32 protein-coding genes are annotated in these 24191 nt (G+C 67.5%); 21 read left to right on the top strand and 11 right to left on the bottom strand.

The features are described from left to right. Positions 1-185: 185 nt before the first annotated feature. The 8 genes from DWF00_RS06090 (at position 186) to DWF00_RS06060 (ending at position 6544) form a co-directional block, all read left to right on the top strand. Positions 186-857, top strand: a complete 672-nt coding sequence (locus DWF00_RS06090; protein WP_245973763.1) for a cysteine hydrolase family protein — start codon at positions 186-188, stop codon at positions 855-857. Then, positions 857-2479 (top strand): regulator, encoded by a 1623-nt coding sequence (locus DWF00_RS06085; protein WP_425453063.1) that lies wholly within the window; start codon positions 857-859, stop codon positions 2477-2479. Before DWF00_RS06090 ends, DWF00_RS06085 begins: the two co-directional genes overlap by 1 nt. After that, positions 2476-2700, top strand: a complete 225-nt coding sequence (locus tag DWF00_RS06080) for a DUF4089 domain-containing protein (protein ID WP_114830541.1) — start codon at positions 2476-2478, stop codon at positions 2698-2700. The genes DWF00_RS06085 and DWF00_RS06080 overlap by 4 nt, the downstream gene beginning before the upstream one ends. Beyond that, a complete protein-coding gene (locus DWF00_RS06075) occupies positions 2697-4094 on the top strand; it encodes an AtzE family amidohydrolase (RefSeq protein ID WP_114830540.1) in 1398 nt (465 codons plus the stop codon). The genes DWF00_RS06080 and DWF00_RS06075 overlap by 4 nt, the downstream gene beginning before the upstream one ends. Positions 4095-4357: 263 nt before the next feature. Beyond that, entirely contained in the window at positions 4358-5356 is a 999-nt protein-coding gene (gene dusA / locus DWF00_RS06070; RefSeq protein ID WP_114830539.1) for a tRNA dihydrouridine(20/20a) synthase DusA, read from the top strand. A gap of 10 nt (positions 5357-5366) precedes the next feature. Next, positions 5367-5825: a PaaI family thioesterase gene (locus DWF00_RS06065; RefSeq protein WP_114830538.1), complete on the top strand. Its 459-nt coding sequence runs from the start codon at positions 5367-5369 to the stop codon at positions 5823-5825. Positions 5826-5955: 130 nt separating this feature from the next. Next, complete coding sequence (locus tag DWF00_RS29340) at positions 5956-6093, top strand: hypothetical protein (protein ID WP_181832752.1); 138 nt, start codon at positions 5956-5958, stop codon at positions 6091-6093. 16 nt (positions 6094-6109) lie between these two features. Then, complete coding sequence (locus DWF00_RS06060; protein WP_114830537.1) at positions 6110-6544, top strand: SRPBCC family protein; 435 nt, start codon at positions 6110-6112, stop codon at positions 6542-6544. A 144-nt stretch (positions 6545-6688) separates the two neighbouring features. Here the strand turns inward: DWF00_RS06060 and DWF00_RS06055 are convergent, their stop codons facing one another. Further along, positions 6689-7906, bottom strand: a complete 1218-nt coding sequence (locus tag DWF00_RS06055) for an SMP-30/gluconolactonase/LRE family protein (protein ID WP_114830536.1) — start codon at positions 7904-7906, stop codon at positions 6689-6691. A 292-nt stretch (positions 7907-8198) separates the two neighbouring features. On the opposite strand from DWF00_RS06055, the gene DWF00_RS06050 reads away from it, so the two are divergent. Continuing rightward, positions 8199-9032: a sulfite exporter TauE/SafE family protein gene (locus tag DWF00_RS06050; RefSeq protein ID WP_114830535.1), complete on the top strand. Its 834-nt coding sequence runs from the start codon at positions 8199-8201 to the stop codon at positions 9030-9032. Between the two features lie 10 nt (positions 9033-9042). Then, positions 9043-9519: a GNAT family N-acetyltransferase gene (locus DWF00_RS06045; protein WP_114830534.1), complete on the top strand. Its 477-nt coding sequence runs from the start codon at positions 9043-9045 to the stop codon at positions 9517-9519. A 170-nt stretch (positions 9520-9689) separates the two neighbouring features. On the opposite strand, the gene DWF00_RS06040 is transcribed toward DWF00_RS06045, so the two are convergent. Both DWF00_RS06040 and DWF00_RS06035 read right to left on the bottom strand, forming a co-directional pair. Beyond that, positions 9690-9905 carry a DUF1289 domain-containing protein gene (locus DWF00_RS06040; RefSeq protein ID WP_114830533.1) on the bottom strand — a complete coding sequence of 72 codons (216 nt, stop codon included), beginning with the start codon at positions 9903-9905 and terminating at the stop codon, positions 9690-9692. Beyond that, positions 9902-10741 carry an adenosylcobinamide-GDP ribazoletransferase gene (locus DWF00_RS06035; protein ID WP_425453056.1) on the bottom strand — a complete coding sequence of 280 codons (840 nt, stop codon included), beginning with the start codon at positions 10739-10741 and terminating at the stop codon, positions 9902-9904. The genes DWF00_RS06040 and DWF00_RS06035 overlap by 4 nt, the downstream gene beginning before the upstream one ends. A 110-nt stretch (positions 10742-10851) precedes the next feature. On the opposite strand from DWF00_RS06035, the gene cobT reads away from it, so the two are divergent. Then, positions 10852-11898, top strand: coding sequence for a nicotinate-nucleotide--dimethylbenzimidazole phosphoribosyltransferase (gene cobT / locus DWF00_RS06030; protein ID WP_114830710.1), 1047 nt, complete (start codon positions 10852-10854; stop codon positions 11896-11898). Then, entirely contained in the window at positions 11895-13517 is a 1623-nt protein-coding gene (locus tag DWF00_RS06025; protein WP_114830532.1) for an ABC-F family ATP-binding cassette domain-containing protein, read from the top strand. Before cobT ends, DWF00_RS06025 begins: the two co-directional genes overlap by 4 nt. A gap of 12 nt (positions 13518-13529) precedes the next feature. Here the strand turns inward: DWF00_RS06025 and DWF00_RS06020 are convergent, their stop codons facing one another. From DWF00_RS06020 to DWF00_RS06010, 3 genes are all read right to left on the bottom strand, one after another. Then, positions 13530-13934 carry a PIN domain-containing protein gene (locus tag DWF00_RS06020; RefSeq protein WP_114830531.1) on the bottom strand — a complete coding sequence of 135 codons (405 nt, stop codon included), beginning with the start codon at positions 13932-13934 and terminating at the stop codon, positions 13530-13532. After that, positions 13931-14167 (bottom strand): AbrB/MazE/SpoVT family DNA-binding domain-containing protein, encoded by a 237-nt coding sequence (locus tag DWF00_RS06015; protein WP_114830530.1) that lies wholly within the window; start codon positions 14165-14167, stop codon positions 13931-13933. Before DWF00_RS06015 ends, DWF00_RS06020 begins: the two co-directional genes overlap by 4 nt. A 68-nt stretch (positions 14168-14235) precedes the next feature. Further along, positions 14236-15756, bottom strand: coding sequence for a sensor histidine kinase (locus DWF00_RS06010; protein WP_114830529.1), 1521 nt, complete (start codon positions 15754-15756; stop codon positions 14236-14238). A 189-nt stretch (positions 15757-15945) separates the two neighbouring features. On the opposite strand from DWF00_RS06010, the gene DWF00_RS06005 reads away from it, so the two are divergent. The 9 genes from DWF00_RS06005 to DWF00_RS05965 all read left to right on the top strand — a co-directional run bounded on the left by DWF00_RS06005 (position 15946) and on the right by DWF00_RS05965 (position 20705). Next, entirely contained in the window at positions 15946-16404 is a 459-nt protein-coding gene (locus DWF00_RS06005; RefSeq protein WP_181832751.1) for a thermonuclease family protein, read from the top strand. 174 nt (positions 16405-16578) lie between these two features. Then, a complete protein-coding gene (locus DWF00_RS06000) occupies positions 16579-17190 on the top strand; it encodes a glutathione S-transferase family protein (RefSeq protein WP_114830709.1) in 612 nt (203 codons plus the stop codon). A gap of 2 nt (positions 17191-17192) precedes the next feature. Continuing rightward, positions 17193-17663, top strand: coding sequence for a hypothetical protein (locus tag DWF00_RS05995; RefSeq protein WP_114830527.1), 471 nt, complete (start codon positions 17193-17195; stop codon positions 17661-17663). Further along, entirely contained in the window at positions 17660-18139 is a 480-nt protein-coding gene (locus DWF00_RS05990; protein WP_114830526.1) for a hypothetical protein, read from the top strand. The genes DWF00_RS05995 and DWF00_RS05990 overlap by 4 nt, the downstream gene beginning before the upstream one ends. Next, on the top strand, positions 18136-18624 hold the full coding sequence (locus DWF00_RS05985; protein WP_147283734.1) for a hypothetical protein: 489 nt from the start codon (positions 18136-18138) through the stop codon (positions 18622-18624). The genes DWF00_RS05990 and DWF00_RS05985 overlap by 4 nt, the downstream gene beginning before the upstream one ends. Further along, positions 18621-19100 (top strand): hypothetical protein, encoded by a 480-nt coding sequence (locus tag DWF00_RS05980; RefSeq protein WP_114830524.1) that lies wholly within the window; start codon positions 18621-18623, stop codon positions 19098-19100. The genes DWF00_RS05985 and DWF00_RS05980 overlap by 4 nt, the downstream gene beginning before the upstream one ends. Further along, on the top strand, positions 19097-19582 hold the full coding sequence (locus tag DWF00_RS05975) for a hypothetical protein (protein WP_114830523.1): 486 nt from the start codon (positions 19097-19099) through the stop codon (positions 19580-19582). The genes DWF00_RS05980 and DWF00_RS05975 overlap by 4 nt, the downstream gene beginning before the upstream one ends. After that, positions 19579-20070, top strand: a complete 492-nt coding sequence (locus DWF00_RS05970; protein WP_114830522.1) for a hypothetical protein — start codon at positions 19579-19581, stop codon at positions 20068-20070. Before DWF00_RS05975 ends, DWF00_RS05970 begins: the two co-directional genes overlap by 4 nt. Then, on the top strand, positions 20067-20705 hold the full coding sequence (locus tag DWF00_RS05965; protein WP_114830521.1) for a uracil-DNA glycosylase family protein: 639 nt from the start codon (positions 20067-20069) through the stop codon (positions 20703-20705). The genes DWF00_RS05970 and DWF00_RS05965 overlap by 4 nt, the downstream gene beginning before the upstream one ends. An 8-nt stretch (positions 20706-20713) precedes the next feature. On the opposite strand, the gene DWF00_RS05960 is transcribed toward DWF00_RS05965, so the two are convergent. From DWF00_RS05960 to DWF00_RS05940, 5 genes are all read right to left on the bottom strand, one after another. Next, positions 20714-21100, bottom strand: a complete 387-nt coding sequence (locus tag DWF00_RS05960) for a hypothetical protein (RefSeq protein ID WP_114830520.1) — start codon at positions 21098-21100, stop codon at positions 20714-20716. Between the two features lie 146 nt (positions 21101-21246). Next, on the bottom strand, positions 21247-22113 hold the full coding sequence (locus DWF00_RS05955; RefSeq protein ID WP_114830519.1) for an NAD(P)-dependent oxidoreductase: 867 nt from the start codon (positions 22111-22113) through the stop codon (positions 21247-21249). 122 nt (positions 22114-22235) lie between these two features. After that, entirely contained in the window at positions 22236-22592 is a 357-nt protein-coding gene (locus DWF00_RS05950) for a VOC family protein (protein WP_114830518.1), read from the bottom strand. Between the two features lie 117 nt (positions 22593-22709). Beyond that, positions 22710-23426: an ABC transporter permease gene (locus DWF00_RS05945; RefSeq protein WP_114830517.1), complete on the bottom strand. Its 717-nt coding sequence runs from the start codon at positions 23424-23426 to the stop codon at positions 22710-22712. Further along, positions 23423-24133 carry an ABC transporter permease gene (locus DWF00_RS05940; protein WP_114830516.1) on the bottom strand — a complete coding sequence of 237 codons (711 nt, stop codon included), beginning with the start codon at positions 24131-24133 and terminating at the stop codon, positions 23423-23425. Before DWF00_RS05940 ends, DWF00_RS05945 begins: the two co-directional genes overlap by 4 nt. Between the last annotated feature and the right edge of the window lie 58 nt (positions 24134-24191).

Raw genomic sequence — 24191 nt, 5'->3', positions numbered from 1 at the left:
TCACCGCCTTGCTGGTGATGATGTTGCCCAGTCATGGCCGCGGCACGATTTGTCATTGCGCATCAATCCGTTAGATCGGCTGTCCGGGTCGCTCCGGTAAGCCTGCCCGATTTGCCGATCGCTGGCCTCTCCACAGGCATGTCCCTTGCAAAGCCCGTTCCGTCCGCTGTCGACGGAGCGCCTGCGTGGCCAGAATAGAGATCCCAGCCAAGCCCTATCCGCTCGATGTCGACTTCGCGCGCGCGGCGTTGGTGATCATCGACATGCAGCGCGACTTCCTCGAGCCCGGCGGCTTTGGCGCGGCGCTCGGCAACGACGTCTCGCTGCTGATGGCGGCTGTCGAGCCCTGCCGGCGCATCCTGGCCGGCGCGCGCGAGGCCGGCATCCTCGTCATCCACACCCGCGAGGGCCACCGGCCCGATCTCTCCGACGCCCCGCCGGCCAAGGTCTCGCGCGGCGCGCCCGACAAGCGCATCGGCGCTGAAGGCCCGATGGGGCGCATCCTGATCCGCGGCGAGGCCGGCCACGACATCATCCCGGAACTCGCTCCGCTGCCGGACGAGCCGGTGATCGACAAGCCCGGCAAGGGGGCCTTCTACCAGACCGACCTCGAGCTGATGCTGCGCAACAGCGGCATCGAGACGCTGCTCGTCTGCGGCGTCACCACCGAGGTCTGCGTCCACACCACCGTCCGCGAGGCGAACGACCGGGGCTATCGCTGCCTCGTGCTCGGAGATGCCTGCGGCTCGTATTTTCCGGAGTTCCACGAGGTCGGGCTGCGGATGATCGCGGCCCAGGGCGGCATTTTCGGCTGGGTCTCGTCCACGGACGAGGTGCTGGCCGCCTTGCCGAAATGATGCAGCAAGCGAAGGAGGGGACCATGCCGCCGAAAACCAAGCCGCTGCTCTGGACGCCGGGCGACTGGAACGCCCTGTTCGGCTTCGGCACCAACATCCTGGTCAACCTGCTGGTCCTGACCGGGCTGCTGCAATTCGTGCTGAAGATGCCGAGCGATATCGTCTTCGGGCGCATCCTGCCGGCGCTCGGCCTGATGATGTTCCTCTCGACCGGATACTACGCCTGGCTCGCCTACCAACTGGCGAAGAAGACCGGGCGAGACGACGTCTGCGCGCTGCCCTCCGGCATCAGCGTGCCTCATATGTTCGTCGTCACCTTCGTCATCATGCTGCCGATCGCCAGCATGACCGGCGACCCTGTCAAGGGCTGGGAGGCCGGGCTCGTCTGGGTCTTCTTCCAGAGCTTCATCCTGATGGCGGGTGGCTTCATCGCGCCCTTCATCCGCAAGGTCACGCCGCGCGCCGCCCTGCTCGGCACGCTGGCCGGCGTCTCGATCGCCTTCATCTCGATGCGGCCGGCGCTAGAGATCTTTCTGACGCCCGCGATCGGCCTGACCTGCCTCGCCATCATCCTGCTGAGCTGGTTCGGCGGCGTGCGTTATCCGCGCGGCATCCCGGCGGGTCTGGTTGCGATCGGCTTCGGCATGGTCATCGCCTGGGGCTCGGCCCTGCTCGGCCTCGACGTCGGCGGACTCAGCCTCGCCAAGCTTGGCGCGGCCTTCTCGACCTTCGGCTTCTCGCTGCCGTTGCCGGCGGTCGACCACGTCTTCTCCGGCTTCAGCTATCTCGGCATCATCCTAGTCACCGCGATCCCCTTCGGCATCTACGACCTCGTCGAGGCGATGGACAATGTCGAGAGCGCGGAAGCGGCCGGCGACCACTATCCGACGACGCGGGTGCTGACCGCCGACGGCGTCGTCTCGCTGATCGGCTGCCTGATGGGCAACCCGTTCATCAACGCGGTCTATATCGGCCATCCCGGCTGGAAGGCGATGGGCGGGCGCATCGGCTATTCCGCCGCGACCGGCCTGATGGTGATCGCGCTCTGCTGGTTCGGCATCATCGCGCTCTTGCTGGCGCTGATCCCGATCGTCGCGATCTCGCCGATCCTGCTCTATATCGGCATGCTGATCGGCGCGCAGGCCTTCCAGACCACGCCGACGAGCCATGCTCCCGCCATTGTGCTGGCCCTGACCCCGCATCTCGCCGCCTGGGCCAAGACCCTGATCGATGGCGCGCTCGGCGCGGCCGGTACCAACGCGGCGGCTGTGGGCATCGACAAGATGGCCAATATGGGCGTGCTCTATCACGGGCTCGAACTGATGGGCGGCGGCGCCATCCTGTCCGGCCTCGTGCTCGGCGCCATCGCCGTCTTCGTCATCGAGCGGCAGTTCCTCAACGCCGCGGCCTTCGCCGCGGCCGGCGCGGTGCTGACCTATTTCGGCCTGATGCATGGCGAGGCCATAGGCATCGGCAAGGGGCTCGGCGTCACGCCCTCGATCAGCCTGGCCTATGCCATGGTCGCGGCCCTGCTCTATGCCTGCTCGCGCTCGCTCGTCGGCGCGGTCGAGCCTAAGACCATGACGACCGAACCGCATGGCAAGCTGGAGCCGGCCGAATGAGCGAGACCAAGCCTGCGCCTGCCTTCGATGCGGCGGGCCATCTCGACGCGATGGCGCCCGCGCTCGGCCTGACTGTTACGGCCGAGCACCGGCCCGGCGTGCTGCAATTCCTCTCGACTGCGCGCGCCATGTTCGAGGTCGTGAAGGCGGCGCCGATCGAGGACGGCTCCTTCGAATTGGCGCCGGCCTTCCGGCCGGGCCGTTCCGGAGGCGACGCGTGAGCTTCGACGCCTTTGCGCCGGCCCATCTCATCGCCGCCAGGGTCAGGCAGGGCGAGCTCAGCGCCGAGGCGGTGACCTCGGCCTATCTCGACCGGATCGCCCGGCTGAACCCGGCGCTCAACGCCTATACCGACGTCACCGCCGACCGCGCCTTGGCCCAAGCGCGCGGCATCGATGCGGCGCGCGCGCGCGGGGAGGCACTCGGCCCACTTGCCGGCGTGCCCTTCGCCGCCAAGAACCTGTTCGACATCACCGGCCTGCCGACGCGCGCGGGCTCGAAGATCAACCGCGAGCGCGCCCCGTCTGCACGCGATGCGGTCCTTATCGAGCGGCTGAGTGCGGCGGGAGCGGTGCTGCTCGGCGGGCTCAACATGGGCGAATACGCCTATGACTTCACCGGCGAGAACGCGCATGACGGCGCCTGCCGCAATCCGCACGACCTGATGCGGATGGCTGGCGGCTCATCCTCGGGCTCGGGCTCTGCGACGGCGGCGGGCTTGGCCCCGCTCTCGCTCGGCTCCGACACCAACGGCTCGATCCGCGTACCGAGCTCGCTCTGCGGCATCTTCGGGCTCAAGCCCACCTATGGCCGCCTGCCGCGCACCCGCAGCTTCCCGTTCTGCGACTCGCTCGACCATCTCGGCCCCTTCGCCCGCAACGTCACCGACCTCGCGCTCGCCTATGACGCGCTGCAGGGCCATGACGCGCACGATCTATCCTGCGCGCCGAGCCCGGTCGAGCCGGTCTCGGCTGACCTGTCGCAGGGCGTTGGCGGCCTGCGCGTCGCCATTGCCGGCGGCCATTTCTCGACCGAAGGCATGCCGGAGGCGGGCGAGGCCGTAGCGCGCGTCGCCGAGGCGCTGGGCGCTGATAGGGTGGTAGACATCGAAGGCGCGGCGATTGCCCGCGCCGCCGCCTTCCTGATCACCAACGCCGAGAGCGCCACCTTCCATCTCGACCGGCTGCGGGCCCGCGCCGGCGATTTCGATCCCGACACCCGCGACCGCTTCCTCGCCGGCGCAATGCTGCCGGCCGCCTGGTATGTCCAAGCGCAGCGCGCCCGGCGCTGGTTCCACGACCGGATGATGCAGCTCTTCGACGAGGTCGACCTGATCATCGCGCCGGCGACGCCATGCCCCGCGCCCGAGATCGGCCAGCGCACGCTTCAGCTGCGCGGGGAGGCCGTGCCGCTGCGGCCCAATCTCGGCCTCTTCACCCAGCCGATCTCCTGCATCGGCCTGCCGGTCGCGGCCGTGCCGGTTTTTGGGGCGGGGATGCCGATCGGCGTGCAGCTGATCGCAGCCCCCTGGCGCGAGGATATCTGTTTGCGTGCGGCTTATGCGCTGGAGCAGGCGGGTTGCGTCGAAGCGAGGGCGCCTGGGGCTTTGAAGTAGAGCGCGGGGAACCCCTCTCCTGTAAGGAGAGGGGCAGGGGTGAGGTGTAGGCCGTTTGACGTTTGAGCGGCGACCTAACCGCCGTCATTGCGAGCGCAGCGAAGCAACCCAGGGGGTCTCCCTCGCCCGGTCCCCCTGGGTTGCTTCGCTGCGCTCGCAATGACGGCGGGAGCGCTCACATCTACGCGGATATCGAAAAACTGCGCCCGATAGCGTAAAAGCACGGCGACATCGCAGGGATCACGGCCCGAGCCGCTAAGATTATGCTGAAAGATCAAGAGCTTAAATTCTCCGTCGCGCCGATGATGGACTGGACCGACCGGCATTGCCGCGTCATCCATCGCCTGATGTCCCGCCGCGCCCGGCTCTATACCGAGATGGTGACGGCACAGGCCGTGATCCGTGGCGACCGCCAGCGGCTGATCGGCTTCGACTCCTTCGAGCACCCCGTCGCCCTGCAACTCGGCGGCAACGATCCGGCGCTTCTGGCCGAGGCCGCGAAGATCGGCGCCGATTTCGGCTATGACGAGATCAACCTGAATTGCGGCTGCCCCTCCGACCGCGTCCAGGGCGGCGCCTTCGGCGCCTGCCTGATGCGCGAGCCCGAGTTGGTCGGCGCCTGCGTCGCCGCGATGAAGGCGGCGGTTGCGATCCCCGTCACGGTCAAGTGCCGCATCGGCGTCGACGATCAGGACCCGGAAGCGGCGCTCGATGCGCTGACTGCGAGCGTGCGTGCGGCGGGTGTCGATGCGCTGATCGTCCATGCCCGAAAAGCCTGGCTCCAGGGCCTTTCGCCCAAGGAGAACCGCGAGATTCCGCCGCTCGACTACGAGCGCGCCTATCGCCTGAAACAGGCCAATCCCGATCTCATCGTCGCGATCAACGGCGGCATCCGCGCCCCGGCGGAATGGGCCGGGCATCTTGCCCATCTCGACGGAGTCATGATCGGCCGCGAGGCCTATCAGAACCCGGAGATCCTGCTTCAGGCCGATCTGCTGCTTTTCGGCGAGGCCGCGCCGGTCACCGACGCCTTCGCCATGCTGGAGGCGCTCGAGCCGCCTATCGCGGCGCATCTGGAGCGGGGCGGGCGGCTGCATGCCTTCACCCGCCATCTCGTCGGGCTTTTCCCGGGGCGTCCCGGCGCGCGCCTGTTCCGCCGCCATCTCGCCGAGCACTGCGTCTCTGCCGAGGCGGGACTTGCGGATTTGCGCGCTGCGGTGGCGCATGTCTCGCGCTACGAACAGGCTGCCGTCGCCGCCTAGGGAGCCTGCCATGACCGCGCCCGCCTCGCTTTCCGCTCAAGAGGTGGCCGCGCGCATAGGGGCGAGCTTCGGCAAGCAGGCCTTCATGGCGACGCTTGGTGCCAAGCTCCTGCGCGTCGCGCCCGGCGAGGTCGATATCGAATTGCCGGTTTCACCGCATCTTTGCCAGCAGCACGGCTTCGTCCATGCCGGCGCGGTCTCCAGCATCGCCGATTCCGCCTGCGGCTATGCGGCGCTGACGACGATGCCTGGCGGCGCCGGAATCCTCACGGCCGAGTTCAAGATCAACCTGCTCGCCCCAGCCGCGGGCGAGCGGCTCATCGCCAGGGGCAAGGTGATCAAGGCCGGCCGTACGCTCACCCTCGCCATGGCCGAGGTCTTCGCGGAGGCCAAGGGCGTCTCCAAGCTCTGTGCGCTGATGACCGCGACCTGCATGACCATCGCCGGGCGCGACGGCGTCTCGGACTGAAGCGCCCCCCGATCAGCCCTCGCAATGACAGGATCGCTTGACGCTGCCCTTCCTTGAGATTAACTAAATGGTTAAATAAAGCGGCCGAGCGGCCGACTGCCATCGCGATGCCGCATCGATGGAGGGCGCAATGGGTTGGCTGCGTCGCTACGAACGCTTCTGGCGCGAGAAGCTCGATGCGCTCGAAGCCTTCTTCACGGGTTCCCGCAAAGGCGCCGAGCCGGGCAAGCCCGCTGGCGAAGTCGACAAGGACAAGCTTAAGTCCTGACCGGCAGGAGGACGCCATGGACCAGAAGGTAACGCCGAGCCTGACGATGAAGCGGAGGCTCAACGCCACGCCCGCCGAGGTCTATCGCGCCTGGACGCAGCCCGAGCTGCTGGCGCGCTGGTTCGGCCCGGAGAACGTCACGGCGCAATCGGCTGAGATCGACCCTCGTGTCGGCGGCCGCTATCGCATCGTGATGCTCGGCACCGATGGCGAGCTGCATCAGGTCTCCGGCACCTATCACGAGGTCGTCGAGAACGAGCGGCTGGTCTTCGACTGGGCCTGGGTCTCGACGCCGGAACGCGTCTCGCGCGTCACCGTAACGCTCAAGCCCGATGGCGACGTCACCATCCTGACCCTGCTGCACGAGCAGTTCTTCGACACCGACGCGGCCACGCGCCACACCCGCGGCTGGACTGGCTCCATGGACAAGCTGGAGCGCCTGTTCGCCTAGAGGGGGGGCCGCCCCCCAACGTCATGGTCGGCCTTGTGCCGACCATCCACGTCTTCGCCTATCGTGGGCGCCGTTCAAGACGTGGATGCTCGCCACAAGGGCGAGCATGACGGAGTGTGTGCGGGAAGCGGGGTTCCGGCGCCGCTAACCCGGCCCCGCCCCCTGCGTGGCCGTATAGACCGCGTAGATCGACTGGCTCGCCGCCATGAACAGGCGGTTCCGCTTCGGCCCGCCGAAGGTGATGTTGCCGCAGACCTCCGGCAGGCGGATGCGGCCGATCAGCTTGCCCGCGGGGTTGAACACCGAGACACCGTTATAGCCGACCGCGCGCCCGGCATTGCTCGAGACCCAGAGATTGCCGTCGACATCGCAGCGCAGGCCGTCCGGCCCGCATTTCACGCCGTCGAGCATGCAGTCCGAGAACAGCTTCTGGTTCGAGAGCTTGTTGTCGGTGCCGACGTCGAAGACGTGCACGTCGCCTTTGCCGCCCGGCCCGCTATCGCCCGGCCCCTTGCCGGTCGAGGCGATGTAGAGCTTCTTGAAGTCGGGCGAGAAGCACAGCCCGTTCGGGTCCGGCACCTGCGCTTCGGTGACGACGAGGTCGATGCGGCCGCTCGGGTCGATCCGGTAGCAATTCGTCGGCAACTCGCGCTTGGCCGTGCCGATGCCGGGGAGTTGCCCGAGCTTCGGGTTGATCCGTCCGCTCGGATTGCTCGGCCCGCCCGCCGCATCCGGCGCGCCCTCGTAGAGCTGTCCGCCATAGGGCGGGTCGGTGAACCAGTAGCTGCCATCGGTATGGGCGACGATGTCGTTGGGTGAGTTCAGCTTCTTGCCCTCGAACGCATCGGCCAGCACCGTCGCCGAGCCGTCGAGCTCATAGCGCACCACGCGGCGGTTGAGGTGCTCGCAGGAGAGCTGCCTGCCCTGGAAGTCGAAGCTGTTGCCGTTGCTGTTGCCCGATGGCGTGCGGAAGACGCTGACGCGCCCGTCATCCTCGATCCAGCGCATCTGCCGGTTGTTGGGAATGTCGCTCCAGACGAGGTAGCGCCCCTGCGCATTCCAGGCCGGCCCCTCGGCCCAGAGCGCGCCGGTCCAGATCCGCTGGATCGCGGCATTGGGCTGGGCGTAGTTGTTGAAGACCGGGTCGATCGTCAGGATGTCGGGATCGCTGAAATAGGTGGTCGGAGCGCCGCCGCGGCTGAAGTCGCGGGGTGGGCTGGTCACTGTGGTCGGCGGGGCGGCTGGCGTCTGCGCGAAGGCGGGGCTTGCGGCGGCGGCGAGAACGCCGATCCCCGTCGCCCTGATCAGGGTCCGTCGCGAAAGTGAACTGTCTAGCGGCGTATCGGCATGCGGGTCTGTCATCGATACCTCCCTGGATAAGTCTTTTGTGACGTTGTCCCGGTCGTGCGGCCCGTGTCCTTGCTAGCGAGATAGTCCTTCCTGGAGTGCCCTGCGTTGCCATGACGCAGGGGAGCTTGGTGCGGCTGCAGCCGGGCGATCTCTGTAGCACAGGCCGGAGATTGCGGCAGCAACGCGTGTTATGGTGCGGTGCAACCTGCCATACCGCTCTGCACATGGCGGCCCTGCCGCCTGCGCCTTGCCCTGGCATGCAAAATACCGCAGAGGGAGCGCGCCTTTACTGACGGACTCTTAGATGTTTTCTGCGATTTCACCCGGCGAACTCGCCCTTCTCGCCGCGTCCCTAATAGTTGCAGGTGCAATTACTGGTGTTTTGGCCGGACTTTTTGGAGTCGGCGGCGGCGCGGTCATCGTGCCCATCCTCTATGAGATCTTCCGCGTCATCGGCGTGCCGGAGGAGGTCCGCATGCCGCTCTGCGTCGGCACCTCGCTGGCGATCATCATCCCGACCTCGATCCGCTCCTTCCTGACGCACCGGGCCAAGGGCCTGGTCGATCTCGCCATCCTCAAGGTCTGGGCCGCTCCGGTCGTGCTCGGCGTGCTCGCCGGCAGCTATATCGCCCGTTTCGCCCCGCCCGACCTGTTCAAGATCATCTTCGTCGTCGTTGCCGTGCTCAGCGCGCTGCGCCTGCTCTTCGCCGCCGACCGCTGGAAATTCGGCGACGAGCTGCCGGGCAAGCCGGTCATGGTCGGCTATGGCGGGCTGATCGGCGTGCTTTCGGCGCTGATGGGCATTGGCGGAGGCCAGCTTTCCAGCCTGTTCATGACCTTCTACGGCCGGCCGATCCACCAGGCGATCGCGACCTCGTCGGGCCTCGGCGTGCTGATCTCGATCCCCGGCGCGCTCGGCTTCATCTATGCCGGCTGGCCGAAGATGGACATCCTGCCGCCGCTCTCGCTCGGCTATGTCTCCTTCATCGGCTTCTTGCTGTTCATCCCGACCAGCATCTGGATGGCGCCGGTCGGCGCGCGGCTGGCGCATCGGCTCTCCAAGCGCAAGCTGGAGGTGGTCTTCGGCATCTTCCTGCTGAGCGTCGCCGGGCGTTTCGCCTGGTCGCTGCTCGGCTAAGCTAACGCGCATGCCGATTCTGCGCCTCGCCACCTCAGCCGATCATTCCGCGCTCGCCGCGCTCTTCGTCGAGATGCAGGCGCATTATCAGGTGCCGTGTCCGGAGCCCGACGCCGTCCTCGCCGGACTGGCGGAGCGGCCCGCGGGCGCCGAGCTTCTGCTGGCGGAGCATGAGGGCGACCTGCTCGGCTTCGCCGCCTTCGCGCCGATCTATCCCGGTCCCGGCCTGCAACCGGGCTTCTTCCTCAAGGAGCTCTATGTCGCGGCTTCCGCGCGCGGCGGCGGGATCGGGGCCGCGCTGATGCGCGAGCTTGCCCGACTGGCGCTGGAGCGCGGCTTCCAACGCATCGACTTCACCGCCGCCCGCGACGACCAGCGCCTGCGGAGATTCTACGAGGAGCTAGGGGCTGCGGTTCATCCGGAGAAGGTGTTCTACCGGATCACCGGGGAGGCGCTAACGCGGCTTGGAGCGGACGCGGAGACGTAGAGCGCGAGGAACCCTCTCCCGGATGGGAGAGGGCAGGGTGAGGGCCTGCGGTTAGACGCTGCGCTGTGACCTGACCGTGGCTCCGTTTTCGTTTCGCTGGTTTGGGGCCGGGCCCTCATCCGCCCCTGCCGGGGCACCTTCTCCCATCCGGGAGAAGGAAAGAAGGCGGCTCACCCGGCCGTTCTGCTTTTCCCCCACACGGAATCCCGCGCCTCGTCCTGTGTTGCCTGCCGCCCGGGTAGCACCGCCATGATCGCCAGCCGCTCAGCTTCGCTGAGCGCGCCCCACTGCGCGATTTCCTGCAGCGTCCGCCCGCAGCCCTCGCACAGGCCGCTTGCCTGATCGATCACGCAGATATTGATGCAGGGAGTGGATGCACCGCTCATCGCGCACCCAGCACGAAGGCGAAGCCGCAATAGATCGCGATCTCGGAGATCTGCTGTGCCGCGCCGATGATGTCGCCGGTCTGCCCGCCAATGAGGCGCCGCGCCAGCTGCGCCAGCCAGGTGACGGCGAGGCCGGCAAGGACCAGCCCCAACGCGAGGCCAAGCGGCGGCAGGCCGGCGGCGAGCGTCGCGGCAAGGCCCAGTGCCAGGGCCAGGGCCGAAGCGATCCCTGCCGTCACCATGGCGGGCCGGCCGACGGCGGCGGAGGCTCCCGAGCTGCGGGCTGCCGCCTCACCCGCGAGCAGGCGCACGCCCTCGCTGCGCGACCAGGGGGCGGCGGCGAGAATGGCCGCCGCCGCGGCCCAGCCCCCCGCCGCCTGAAGGATCGCCGCGAGGGCCGTGACCCGGAGCAGCAGCGACAGCCCGAGCGCCATCGCACCGTAGGAGCCGACGCGGCTGTCCTTCATGATCTCCAGCCGCCGCTCCGGCGTCGTACCGCCGAACAGTCCGTCGGCAGTGTCGGCGAGCCCATCTTCATGGAAGGCGCCGGTCGTCAGCACCAGAGCCGTGATCGCCAGCGTGGCGGCGAGGTACGCATTGACGCCGGCCAAACCGCCGGCCAGCTGCACCAGCGCCGCCGGAAGCGCGATCACAAGGGCAGCCAAAGGCAGAGCGCGCGGCACCAGCCGGAAATCGGGCAGGGCGTGCAGGTCGCCCTCGCCGGGCAGGCGCGGCACCGGCAGGCGCGAATAGAAGCGGATGCAGATCGCGGTGGCGGCGAGCCAGCCCGGCCAATGCGGCGCCTCCTGCCTGCTCTCGCCCTGCATCTCGGCCATGCCGCTTCGGTATCCTCGATTGTCTTCGCCAGCCCAAGCCTATAGCAGCAGCGCCAACGAGGCGCGCCATGCATGCGCCGCCGATCCAGAGCTTTCACGAGATTCCAGCGATGTCCGCCTCAGGCCTGCCCTTCGACGATATCCGCCACCTCATCGCCAGCATGCCGGGCCCCGACATGGAGGCGGCCAATGCCGTGCGCGCCCGCGACAAGGAATTGACCAAGCCGGCCGGCAGCCTCGGCCGCATGGAGGAGATCGCCGAATGGCTCGCTGCCTGGCAGGGCAAGGCGCCGCCGCGCGTCGACCGGCCGCTGGTCTGCGTCTTCGCCGGCAATCATGGCGTCGCCGCCCAGGGCGTCTCGGCCTACCCGCAGGCGGTCACGCGCCAGATGCTGGAGAACTTTGCCGCCGGCGGCGCCGCGATCAACCAGATCTGCGCCGCCTTCGACCTCGGCTTCAAGGTCTTCGACCTCGCACTCGACCTGCCGACCGGCGATTTCACCAAGGAAGACGCGCTTGATGAGCGCTCTTGCGTTGCCACCATGGCCTTCGGCATGGAGGCGCTCGCCGGCGGGGCCGACCTGCTTTGCCTGGGCGAGATGGGCATCGCCAACACCACCTCGGCCGCCGCAATCTACGCCGCGCTCTATGGCGGTGGGGCGGCGGTGTGGTGCGGCCGCGGCACTGGCGTCGACGACGAGGGGCTGAAGCGCAAGATCGCCGCCGTCGAGGCGGGCTTAGCCTTCCACGCGGCGCACCTGAACGATCCGCTCGAGGTCCTGCGCCGCTTCGGCGGGCGCGAGATGGCGGCGATCTGCGGCGCGATCATCGCGGCGCGCCTGCAGCGCATCCCGGTCATCCTCGACGGCTATGTCGTCACCGCCGCCGCCGCGATCCTGCACGCGATCGAGCCCTCGGCCCTCGACCATTGCCTCGCCGGCCACCTTTCCGCCGAGGGCGCCCATGCCGAGGCTCTGGTCCGGCTCGGCAAGCAGCCGCTGCTGGCGCTCGACATGCGCCTCGGCGAGGGCAGTGGGGCGGCGCTGGCCGCTTCGATCGTCAAGGCCGCCGCGGCCGTGCATTCAGGCATGGCGACCTTCGAGCAGGCCCAGGTCTCCAAGCAGGACCAAGTCTCGCAGAAGGGCCAGCTCCAGTGATCCGCCTCGAAAATATCGGCAAGCAGAACGGCAAGCAGATCGTCTTCATCGAGGCGTCCGCGACGCTGCAGAAGGGCGAGAAGATCGGCCTCGTCGGCCCCAACGGCGCCGGCAAGACCACGCTCTTCCGCATGATCACCGGGCAGGAGCCCCCGGACGAGGGCCAGGTCTCGGTCGATCGCGGCGTGACCATCGGCTATTTCAGCCAGGATGTCGGCGATATGGCCGGCCGCAGCGCCGTCACCGAGGTCATGGACGGCGCCGGCCCGGTCAGCGCGGTCGCGGCCGAGCTCAAGGAGCTCGAAGCGGCGATGGCCGATCCCGACCGCGCCGACGAGATGGACGAGATCATCACCCGCTACGGCGAGGTCCAAGGGCGCTTCGAGGAGCTCGACGGCTACGCCATGGATGGCAGGGCGCGCGAGGTGCTCGACGGCCTCGGCTTCAGCCAGGAGATGATGGAGGGCGATGTCGGCGCGCTCTCGGGCGGCTGGAAGATGCGCGTCGCGCTCGCCCGCATCCTGCTGATGCGGCCCGATGCCATGCTGCTCGACGAGCCGAGCAACCATCTCGACCTCGAAAGCCTGATCTGGCTGGAGGAGTTCCTGAAGGGCTATGACGGCGCGCTGCTGATGACCTCGCACGATCGCGAGTTCATGAACCGCATCGTCAACAAGATCGTCGAGATCGATGGCGGCGCGCTGACGACCTATTCCGGCGACTACGAGTTCTACCAGCAGCAGCGCGCGCTCAGCGAGAAGCAGCAGCAGGCCCAGTTCGAGCGCCAGCAGGCGATGCTGGCCAAGGAGATCGCCTTCATCGAGCGCTTCAAGGCGCGCGCCTCGCACGCCGCGCAGGTGCAGAGCCGGGTCAAGAAGCTCGACAAGATCGACCGCGTCGAGCCGCCCAAGCGCCGCCAGACCGTGCAGTTCGAGTTCCAGCCGGCGCCGCGCTCCGGCGAGGACATCGTCACGCTGAAGAGCGTCCACAAGCGCTATGGCAGCCGGACCATCTATGAGGGGCTCGACTTCCAGGTGCGCCGCAAGGAGCGCTGGTGCGTGATGGGCATCAACGGCGCCGGCAAGTCGACGCTGCTGAAGCTGGTGACCGGCAGCACCGACCCGGACGAGGGCACGGTCGCGCTCGGCGGCACCGTCAAGCTGGGCTATTTCGCCCAGCACGCGATGGAGCTGCTCGACGGCGACGCCACGGTGTTCCAGTCGCTGGAGGATTCGTTCCCGCAGGCCGGGCAGGGCTCGCTGCGCGCGCTCGCCGGCTGCTTCGGCTTCTCCGGCGACGATGTCGAGAAGCGCTGCCGGGTGCTCTCGGGCGGCGAGAAGGCGCGCCTCGTCATGGCCAAGATGCTCTACGACCCGCCGAACTTCCTGGTGCTGGACGAGCCGACCAACCATCTCGACATCGCGACCAAGGAGATGCTGATAGCGGCGCTGGCGCAGTACGAGGGCACCATGCTCTTCGTCTCGCACGACCGCCACTTCCTGGCCGCGCTATCGAACCGCGTGCTGGAGTTGACGCCGGAGGGCGTCCACGCCTATGGCGGCGGTTACACGGAGTATGTGGCGCGCACCGGCCAGGAGGCGCCGGGCTTGCGGAGCTGAGCCGGCAGGCATTCAGCCTGGCTGGAACGGATTCTCGATCCGCAGCGTGCCATCGACCAGGAGCCCGCTCTGCATGTCCTCCGTGTAGAGCAGGTCGCATTTCGCCCGCAGCGCCGAAGCGACGATCAACGCGTCGTAGAACGAGAAACCATACCGGTCAGCCAATCGGATGGCCTCCGCATGGGTCTCCAGATCGAGGAGGTGGATTCCGCGTGCCAAGGTGCGGATGGCATCGACCGCTTCCGAAATCTGCAGCCAGTCGAAGCCGAGCTTCCTCCGGGCGACATTCGAGAACTCGTTGACGACCTGGATGCTGATCTCGCCGCCCTTGCCGAGGATTTGCTCCGCGACGGCGTTTCGAGCGTCGTCGGAGAAGGCGTAGACGAGGATGTTGGTGTCGAGGAACGCCCTCGTCACGACGAGCGCTCGTTGGCCTCGTCCCGGTCGAAGCTCCAGCCGGCGGGGAGCGGCTTGCGCAGGCTGCGGATGCGGTCGAGCGCCCGCAGGCGGCTCTGGTCGCGGGCGATGTCGAAGACCCGCTCGCCGACAACGCGCACCTCGATATCGTCGCCTTCCTTGAGCGAGAGGGCTTCGACCACGGCGGCGGGGAGGCGGATGGCGAGGCTGTTGCCCCAGCGGGTGACTTGCATGGCTGACCTCTCAAGGGTGAGGATATACACGATAAATGTATATCCAATGCCGATGAGTCAAGGCTGCGTCAAGCCGCCGACCTCGCCTCCGGCTCCGGCAGCGCCGCGAGCGTGTCCATCACGCGTTCGGCCGGCAGGGTCATCGTCACTTCCGTGCCGGCGCGCGGCTTCGACTTCAGGTGGAAGCCGCCGCCATGCAGGTCGATCAGCCCCTTGACGATCGGCAGGCCGAGCCCCGAGCCCTGCTCGGCCGTCTTGATGGCGAGCGAGCCACGCCCGAAGGTCTGCAGCACCACCGGGATCTCGTCATCGGGGATGCCCGGGCCGGTATCGATGATCGAGACGTATTGCCCGCCGGTCGCGGTCCAGCCGACCTTGATGGTGATGTCGCCGCCCTGGGGCGTGAACTTGATCGCGTTCGACAGGATGTTGAGCACGACCTGGCGGATGGCGCGCTCGTCGGCCCAGATCTTCGGCAGGTCGGGCTCGGCCACCTCGCGGATGGTCTGGCCCTTGGCCTTGGCGCGCAGGTTCAGCATGTGCCGGCAATCCTCGACGATGCCGGCGAGGCTGAGCGCCTCCTCGTTGAGCTCGTACTTGCCGGCCTCGATGCGCGAGAGGTCGAGGATCTCGTTGATCAGGTTGAGCAGGTGCTGGCCCGAGCCGTGGATGTCGGTCGAGTATTCCTTGTAGGCGGCGTTGGCGTGCGTGCCGAAGATCTCGTTCTTCATCACCTCGGAGAAGCCGAGGATGGCGTTGAGCGGCGTGCGCAGCTCATGGCTCATCGTGGCGAGGAAGCGCGACTTGGCGAGGTTGGCCTCCTCCGCCTTGCGCCTTGCCTCGTCGGAATTGGCTGTAGCGGTTTCCAGCTCCGCGATCAGCGCGTCCTTCTCGGCCCGGAACGCGATGGTGGCGACCGAGCTCGTGTAGAGCCGATTGGCCAGGAAGATGAAGAAGAGCTGGGCCGAGGCCGCCATCAGCGCCATCGTCACGCTGTCGATGTCGGCGCGGCCCCAGAAGAACAGCGTGATGCCGATCGTGATCGGGATCAGCCCGGAATAGACCGCGAGCGGGATCGTCGCGGACAGCATGACCGTCAGCGCGCCGACGATCAGCAGCGTCGTCATCACGAAGACCTTGGCGCCGGCCGCGTCGACCTGCGCGAACAGCACCAGGATCAAGGTCCATGACAGGCTGTGCAGCGCCTCGGCGGCCGGCAGCAGCTTGCGCCAGAGGCGGATTTTGACCTCACCCGCCGGCTGCGCCAGGAAGCGCCGGCACAGTACGATCATGACCACGCAGGACGCGATGACGGCGCCGAGCCAGGCCGCGACCTGGGGCACCGGCACCCAGAGGCAGCCGGCAAGCCCGATGCAGAGCGCCAGCACCAGCACGCCGGCTGAGCCGTGCAGCCGGTACTGGGCGAAGACCCGCAGCAACTCGTAGTCGAAGGCGCGCACCAGCCCGGTCGAGGAGGTCAGCTTCTCGCGCACGGACTTGACCTCGCGCGTCACCAGCTTGCGCCGCGCAAGCGCTGAGGGGTCGGGTCCACGCCCTCGCTGCACCTGTTCGGCTGTGACCTCGGCCATTGTCGCGACGCAACTTCCTCTCAGCCGACAACGCAGCACGCACGCCCGGCTCGTCAATATGGTCTCAAAATCGTTAAGCTCTTCCTGATGACGCGCTTCGGATTCGGACGATCCCGCTATGGACCCTTCGGCTGGCGGCGCGTCGGCCGGACGGTTGATCTCGTCGTTGCCCTTGGAATCATTGGGCTTATGGCGATTGGCGGCGCGGTGCTGCAATATAAGCTCGGCCCGGCGCGATCTCTCACCGGCGCGGCCCAGGCGATCGACGGTGATTCGCTTCGGCTGAACGGCGAGGAATTGCGGCTGGAGGGAATCGACGCGCCGGAATATCGCCAGAGCTGCACCGACCGCAGCGGCGGGCAAGTCGATTGCGGCCGCGCCGCCCGCCGTGCGCTGGTCGATCTCCTGTCGCGCGGCCTCGTCACCTGCGAGATCGGCAAGGCCGACCGCTATGGCCGCGGGCTCGCCCGCTGCCGCCAGGGCGAGAGCGACGTCAACGCCGCCATGGTCCGCCAGGGCCAGGCCGTGTCCTATGGCGGCTATCGCTCCGAGGAGGCCGAGGCGAAGGCGGCCAATCGCGGCATCTGGGCGCTGAATTTCGAGCGGCCCGAAACCTGGCGCCGGAGCCATAATCGCGGAGGGTCTTGAACGGACGTTGCGGCAGCGCTGTATAGGGCGCTCAGCCTGTCATGCAGCCGTCACCAGCCTGCGCGAGGCGGGCCGCCATGGTTGCGCCGCGATGTCGGGACTTTACCTTGACAGCGCGCCTGCTGCACCGTGAATGCGGCCGTGATGCTGCGGCGCGGGAGAAGGGACATGCTGATGAGGCTCTATGACGGCGGGCGCTCACCCAATCCGCGGCGGGTCCGCATCTTCTTCGCCGAGAAGGGCATCGCGCTGCCCGAGCTGATCCCGGTCGACATCGCCAAGAAGGAGCACCTCACGCCGGAATTCACCCGCATCAACCCGATGCGGCGGCTGCCGGTGCTCGAACTCGACGACGGCACGGCTTTGGCCGAGACCATCGCGATCTGCCGCTATCTCGAGAGCCTGCATCCCGAGCCGGCCTTGTTCGGCCGCGACGCCAAGGAGCAGGGCCAGATCGAGATGTGGAACCGGCGCGTCGAGCTCGGCCTGTTCTCCAGCGTCATGGCGGTGTTCCGCCACAGCCACCCCTCGATGGTCGAGCTCGAGCATCAGGTGCCGGAATGGGCCGACGCCAACCGCGAGCTGATCGACGACCACCTCCTGCTCCTCGACCTGCAGCTCGCGGCCAATCCCTTTCTGTGCGGCGAGCTGATGACTGTGGCCGACATCACCGCCGGCATCGCCGTCGACTTCATGAGGCCCTCGCGCATCCCGCTGCCGGAGGATTTCGCCAATATCCGCCGCTGGCACGGCGAGCTTGCGGCGCGGCCGAGCTGGGCCGCCTGAGCATGCGCCTTGCCGTCGCGATCGCCGCCTTGCTCGCTCTGCCGGCGCCGTCGCTGGCGGTCGAGACGCTGACCGGCGCGCAGATCAGGCAGGCCTTCGAAGGCAACACCGTGAGCGGCCGCGGCATCCGGGGCAATCCGTTCAGCGAGTATCACGATGCCGGCGGTCAGGCTTACGGCAATAACGGCCTCGTCGAGAATGACGACGGCTGCTGGACCGTCAGGGCGGATGAGATCTGCTATTATTACGGTCCTCCCAGCGCGCGGGTCGTCAGCTGCTTCACCATCGAGTTGACCGGCCGGCTCTACGCGTTGCGCAGCACGGCCAACGGCAAGGTCGATGCGCTGGCCGCGGTCGAGCCGGGCAACCCGCGCGGGCATTCCGACCGCGGCAAGCCCTGGGTCTGCGACGGGCTGATCTCGCAGGCGCCCGAACGGGGAGCGCCGCTGTCACGGCGTCTGGCGGCGCGATGAGGCGGATCGGCATCCTCGCGGCCATGGCCGCGCTCGCTCTGCTGAGCCAGCCGGCTGGCGCAGCGGACAAGCTGACCGGCGAGCAGATCAGGCGCGCCTTCGAGGGCAACACCGTGAGCGGCCGCTATACCTGGGGCGGCTCCTTCACCGAATACCATCTCCCGGACGGGCGGGCGCTTGGCTATAACGGCTGGAAGACCAATACCGATGCCTGCTGGACCATCAGGCAAGACCAGATCTGCTATTATTACGGCCCGCCGAGCGCGCGCACGGTCTATTGCTCCACCTTGCAGCTCACCGCCGGGCTTTATGTTCAGCATGATGCCGATGGCGGGCGCCTCAACGCCATGATGACGGTCGAGCCCGGCAACCCGCGCGGTCACACCGACAATGGCAAGCCCTGGGTCTGCGACGGGCTGATCTCGCAGGCGCCCGGGCAGGGAGCGCCGCTGTCGCGGCGCCTGGCGGCGCGATGATGACGTCGGGACGCACCATGGCGGCGCTCGCCGCGCTTGCCTTGCTCGCTCTTGGACAGCCGGCCGGCGCAGCCGAGAAAATGACCGGCGAGCAGATCAGGCAAGCCTATCAGGGCAACACCGTGAGCGGCCGCTATATGCGCGGCGGCTTCTTCACCGAGTATCACGACCTCGACGGCCGCGCGCTCGGCAACAACGGCTACGAGCCCAATGCCGACGCCTGCTGGATCATCAAGGAAGACCAGATCTGCTACTACTACGGCCCGCCGAGCGACCGCACCGTGCATTGCTTCACCGTCGAGCAGACCGGTTCGCTCCAGGTCCAGCGCAACGCGAGCAACGGCGAGATCAACGCGATCGTCACGGTCGAGCCCGGCAACCCGCGAAACCACACCGATAACGGCAAGCCCTGGGCTTGCGACGGCCTGATCTCGAAGGCGCCGGAGCGGGGAGCGCCGATGTCGCGGCGCCTGGCGGCGCGATGAGGGTGCTGCGCGCCATCGCGGCCCTTCTCGCGCTCGGCCTCGCCGCGCCGGCCATGGCGCAGCAATTCCTCACGGGAGACGAGATCCGCCAGGCCTTTGACGGCAACACCGTCAGTGGCCGCTTCGTCGTTGGCAATCGTTTCAGCGAGTATCACGCCACGGACGGCCGCGCGCTCGGCAATGGCGGCTGGGGCGAGAACACCGACGCCTGCTGGACCGTCCGGAACGATAATGTCTGCTACTATTACGGTCCGCTGCGCGGCCGGATCACCCATTGCTACACCGTGCAGGCCGTCGGCCGGCTCTATGTCCTGCGCCATCTCACCGATCCGCAGCTCACCGGCGCGGTGACCATCGAGCCCGGCAATCCGCGCAATCTCGGCGACCATGGCAAGCCCTGGATCTGCGACGGGCTGATCTCGAGGGCGCCGGGGCAGGGCGCGCCGATGTCGCGGCGCCTGGCGGCGGCGCAGTGAGGACAGGCTGGGTCATCGCCTTCGTGGTGGCCATGCTCCTGCATGGATTGGCAGCGCCGGTCCAGGCGGAAGACCGCATGAGCGGCGAGGATATCAGGCGGACCTTCGAGGGCCATACCGTCAGCGGTCGCTTCAAGGACGGCAAGTTCTTCAGCGAATACCACGACGCCAATGGCCAGGCGGTCGGCCATAACGGCAACGTGCCCAACACCGACGCCTGCTGGACGATCAAGGACGACCAGATCTGCTACTATTACGGCGCGCAGGAGCAGCAGCGGGTGCATTGCTACCGGGTCCAGCCCATCGGCAAGCTGCTGCATCTGCACCATACCGTGAGTAGCAGCTACGACGCCTTCGTTACGGCCGAGCCGGGCAATCCCCGCCATCTTTCCGACAACGGCAAGCCTTGGTATTGCGGCGGCCTGATCTCGCAGGCGCCGGAACAGGGAGTGCCGCAATCGCGGCGTCTTGCAGCACGATGAAGACGATGCCCATCATGGCCGCGCTGGCGGTCGCCCTCCTGTTTGGCTCGAACCTGTCCGCTGGCGCCGTCGAGCGCCTGACCGGCCCGCAACTCCAGAAGCTCTTCGAAGGCAACACCGTCACCGGCCGCTATAGCGGCAACAATCTGCCTTTCAGCGAGCATCACGGGATCGACGGCCGGGCGACCGGGCATAACCGCAATGTTCCGAACACCGACGCTTGCTGGATCACGGTGCCGGACGGCGTCTGCTATTACTACGGCCCGCCCGAAAGCCGCCGCACCTATTGCTTCGACGTCGACCTCTCCGGCAACCTCTACGTCCTGCGCAGCCGCCCGAGTGGCCGCATCAACGGCATCGCCACGATCGAACCCGGCGATCCGCACAAGTTTGCCCAGAGCTCCAAGCCCTGGACCTGCGACGGGATGATCTCGCAGGCGCCGGCCAAGGGCCCGGCGATGAGCCGCCGCCAGCTCGCTGCGCGATGAGCGCGCCCGCGGCCGGCCCCGAGACGCTCGACGCCGTCCTGACAGAGCTGCGCGCCTGCCGCGTCTGCCGCGACGAGCCGCGTTTTCAGCCGCCGCTGCCGCATGAGCCGCGCCCGGTGATCCAGGCTGCGGTCACGGCGCGGCTCTGCGTCGCCAGCCAGGCGCCGGGCATCCGGGTCCATGCCAGCGGCCGGCCCTTCACCGACCCCTCCGGCGTCAGGCTGCGCTCCTGGCTCGGCATTGGCGAGGATGTCTTCTATGACGAGAGCAAAGTCGCGATCGTGCCGATGGGCGCTTGCTTTCCCGGCTACGACGCCCATGGCGGCGACCTGCCGCCCAGGCGCGAATGCGCTCCGATCTGGCACGCGCGCGTCTTCGCCGCCTTGCCGGCGATCGAGCTGATCCTTGTCGTCGGCCGCTATGCCCAGGCCTGGCATCTCGGCCCCAAGGCCGGCGCGAAACTGTCGGAGACCGTCGCCGACTGGCGCGCGATCCTGTCCGCGCCGCGCCGCCCGCGCATCCTGCCGCTGCCGCACCCCTCCTGGCGCAACAACGCCTGGCTCCGGCGCAATCCCTGGTTCGAGGCCGAACTGCTGCCGGTGCTGCGCGCGGACGTGGCGCGGCTGGTGGGGTGAGCGGAGCGCTATTGCACCCTGATATTCACGGTGTGGTCGGTCCTCACATCGGTGCGGCCGTTGAACACAAACGTCGAGATCACCGCGCGGTCGATGCCGCGGAACCCCGGATGCGAGCGATAGTAGATGCCATAGCCCCGATACGGCCGGCCATGGCACTGGGAGCTCGTATTCGTGACCCGAAACATCTGCGACCGGAATTCGACGCTGCCATGAGCAGGTCTCTCGGTCAGCGTCGGCAGCCCGCCTCCCGACTCGCAGGTTTGATTGCTGATAGTGCCGTGAATGCCGATCATCTGCTCGGCGCCGCTTTTGACCGTCCTGTCGAGTGCGGAGGCCGGAGCCGAGGCCGCCAGCAGCAGTGCGGCTGCCAGCCCTAGTCTTGTCGATGGCATGTTTTCCTCCCCCGAGAATGGCCCGCGGGAGAAGAATTCGCATCATTCCATCAGCTGCGCAACTCCGCCGGCCTAATGAGCCGGCTATCGCAACGGCATATACTTGGCCAATGCTCAGGCTGGATTGTATAGCGCCTGACGTAATGTCACTCTTCCAGTCGCGCGATCAGGCTCGACGTGTCCCAGCGCTGCCCGCCCAGCTTCTGCACTTCGGCATAGAACTGGTCGACCAGCGCCGTGACCGGCAGCTGCGCGCCGTTGCGGCGGGCTTCGTCGAGCACGATGCCGAGGTCCTTGCGCATCCAGTCGACGGCGAAGCCGTAGTCGAACTTGCCGATGTTCATGGTCTTGCCGCGGTTGTCCATCTGCCAGGAGCCGGCGGCGCCCTTCGAGATCACCTCGAGCATCGCCTCGACGTCGAGCCCGGAGCGCTTGGCGAAGTGGATGCCCTCGGACAGGCCCTGGACGGTGCCGGCGATGCAGATCTGGTTGACCATCTTGGTGAGCTGGCCGGAGCCGGCCGGGCCCATCAGCTTGCACATCCGGGCGAAGCTCGCGATCACCGGCTCGACCTTGGCATAGGTCCCGGCCTCGCCGCCGCACATCACGGTCAGCACGCCGTTCTCGGCGCCGGCCTGGCCGCCCGAGACCGGCGCGTCGATGAAGCCGAAGCCGGCCGCCTTCGCCGCCGCTTCGAGCTCGCGCGCGACATTGGCCGAGGCCGTGGTGTGGTCGACGAACACAGCGCCCTTCTCCATGCCGGAGAAGGCGCCGTTCTCGGCCGTGGTCACCGCGCGCAGGTCGTCGTCGTTGCCGACGCAGCAGAACACGATCTCCTGGCCCTTGGCCGCGTCGGCCGGTGTGGGCGACGAGACGCCGCCATGCTGCGCCACCCAGGCCTGCGCCTTGCTCGGATTGCGGTTGTAGACCGTGACGTCATGGCCCTTGGCCTTGAGATGTCCGGCCATGGGATAACCCATGACGCCGAGACCGAGGAAGGCGACTTTGGCCATGCTACGCTCCGCTGCTGGCTTTGGAATTGCGCAGCGGCTGTAGCGCGCGGGCGCGCGAGAGGGAAGTACGGCGGGCGCGTGCCTATCCTTCACCTCTTGCGGGAGAAGGGGGCGTGCGGGCGCTACTCGCCGAGCAGGGTCAGTACGTTCCCGTACGGATCGCGGAAATAGGCGAGCACGCCGCCCCAATGCTGCCGCTCCGGCGGGCCCGAGAAGGTGACGCCCTTCTCGACCAGGCTGCGATAGCTCGCCTCGATATCGTTGACCGCGAGCGAGCAGCCGACGAAGCGGCCGACCAGCGTTCCGCCCTCGTCCCCCTCGTCGGTGTCGCCGACGGCCTCGATGATCAGCGTCGCGCCGATGTCGAAGCCGATTGCATCGGCATCTTCCCAATCGATCGAGAGCCCGAGGACCTCGTGATAGAATTGCCGCGCCGATTTGAGGTCTTCGACGAAGACCCGCTGACCGTAGAGACGCATAGACCCCTCCCGCTCAATGCGGCGGGAGAAGATACGGCATTCCCATACGGCAAGGGTACTGGCCGCCTGAGAAAAATATGACATACTAGTATGCAAGCCGCGTCGGTGGCGTTTGCATTATCGCAAGGCGATGTGCCGCGTCAGCCGCAGCTCCAGCTTGTCCCAGACCTGCCGGATCACCTCGACCAGCACGAGGTAGATCAGCGCGGCGTAGAGATAGATCGAGATGTCGAAGGAGCGCGAGAAGGCGAGCTTCGTCGCGCCCATCAGGTCGATCAGCGTCACCAGCGAGGCGACGGCGCTCGACTTGATCATCACGATCAGCTCGTTGCCGAGCGGGCGCAGCGCCAGGATCATCGCTTGCGGCATGACGACGTGGCGCAGCGTCGCCCAGCGGTGCAGGCCGAGCGCCAATGCGCCCTCGAACTGCCCGCGCGGGATCGACTGGATCGCGCCGCGCAGGATCTCGGCCTGGTAGGCGGCGGTGTTGATCGTGAAGGTCAGCAGCGCGCAATAGAACGGCTCGCGGAAGAACCACCACAGGCCGACATCCTGCCAGAACAGGCGGAACTGGCCGAGCCCGTAATAGACCAGGAAGAGCTGGCACAGCAGCGGCGTGCCGCGGAACAGCGTCGTGTAGCCGTTGATCGCGGCCTGCGCCCATTTCGGCCCGTAGAGCCGGGCTACGGCAAGTCCGAGCGCCAGCGCGAAGCCGAGCACGACCGAGATCGCGACGAGCTCGAAGGTGATCCACAACCCGCCCGCCATCCGGCAGCCGTAGTTCTGCAGGACCTCGCTGCCGACCCAGTAGCCGGGATAGTCGCACCAGTTCATCGCGTCGCTCCGCCGAAGGCGGCGTAACCGCGGTTGGCCCGGGCCTCTAGCCTGCCGACGCCCCAGGCCGAGATCAGCGAGAAGATCAGGTAGAGCAGCATCGCCGCGCCGAAGAACAGGAACGGCTCCTTGGTCACCACATTGGCGCGGGTGGTGATGAACATGATGTCCTGCAGCGTGATGACCGAGACCAGCGAGGTCTCCTTCAGCAGCACCATCCAGTTATTGCCGAGGCCGGGCAAAGCTACGCGCATCAATTGCGGGAAGACGATAAGGCGGAAGGCCTGCGCCTTGCTCAGGCCGAGCGCCGAAGCGGCCTCGCGCTGGCCCTTCTGGATCGCGTTCAGCGCGCCGACCCAGACCTCGCTGGAAAAGGCCGAGAGCACGACGCCCAGCGCCACCATGCCGGCGACGAAAGGCGGGATGCTGAAGGAGTGGAAGACCTGCTGCACCAAAATCTGGATGCCGAAATAGATGATGTAGAGCGTCAGCAACTCCGGCACGCCGCGGAACACGGTGGTGTAGGCCGTCGCCAGCGCCCGCAGGACGATGTTCTCGGAGCGCTTGCCGAGCGCGACGATCAACCCGAGCATCAGGCCGAAGGGCAGGGTCGCGAGCGCGATCGAGATGGTGGTGAAGGCGCCCTGGAGCAGCGCGGCGCCCCAGCCGCCGTCGCCGAAGCCGAGCAATGCGAACTTGTCGAGCATGCCGCCCCCTGGCGTGCTGAGCGAACGGCGTTGGGTCGCCGCTGATTATCGAAGGAAA

The sequence above is a fragment of the Allobosea caraganae genome (genome assembly GCF_003351345.1).
Taxonomy (GTDB): Bacteria; Pseudomonadota; Alphaproteobacteria; order Rhizobiales; family Beijerinckiaceae; genus Allobosea; species Allobosea caraganae.
Note: the sequence above shows the minus strand (reverse complement) of the source record. Positions and strands in the feature narration are given on the sequence as shown.